The sequence below is a fragment of the Mesorhizobium sp. Primo-A genome, assembly GCF_003997175.1.
Lineage (GTDB): Bacteria > Pseudomonadota > Alphaproteobacteria > Rhizobiales > Rhizobiaceae > Mesorhizobium > Mesorhizobium ciceri.
The window spans coordinates 1-454 of sequence record NZ_RZTG01000058.1 but is presented as its reverse complement, the minus strand read 5'-3'; the positions used below and the strand labels follow the sequence as shown (position 1 = coordinate 454).

Sequence of the window (454 nt, the reverse complement as noted above, 5' to 3'; positions counted from 1 at the left end):
GACGGTGATTGTCCTGTGACGGGGCACGAAGGCATAGTTGGTGACCTCACCCCAGATAGTGCTGCGCCCGGCGAGATCGGCTCGGAACCCATCACCCTGCACTGTGAACGACCCTTCCAGAGGTAGAACGAGGTACTCGTGGTCGTCGGTGGTCAGCTCAAGGGTCTCATCTTTCGTCAAACTCGCAATAGTTAGACCGGAGTACGTCCAGCCAGCGCACTTAGGGTCAACAACAACGTCGCGACAGCCCGAGGCAGTGCTACCAGATCGAAGAGCTAGTTCCGTCATGCTTGTACTCCCAACAATTGAACAGCGTTGTCAATGGCAGTTGCCACGTCCGAGTCCGGCGGATAGAGGACCGATCGTCCCAAGACGAGTCCACGGACATGGCGTGCGGCCAGTGCCGTGGCCCAACGACACCGGGTCTCCTCAGGATCCGTGCTCACCTCTCCCC

At 59.3% G+C, this 454-nt stretch carries 1 protein-coding gene; it reads right to left on the bottom strand.

Annotated elements, in window-relative coordinates; translation table 11 throughout:
• On the bottom strand, positions 1-288 hold a 288-nt coding region (locus EOC83_RS32580), incomplete at its 3' end, for a 5-deoxy-glucuronate isomerase (RefSeq protein WP_206516575.1).
• Positions 289-454: the final 166 nt, after the last annotated feature.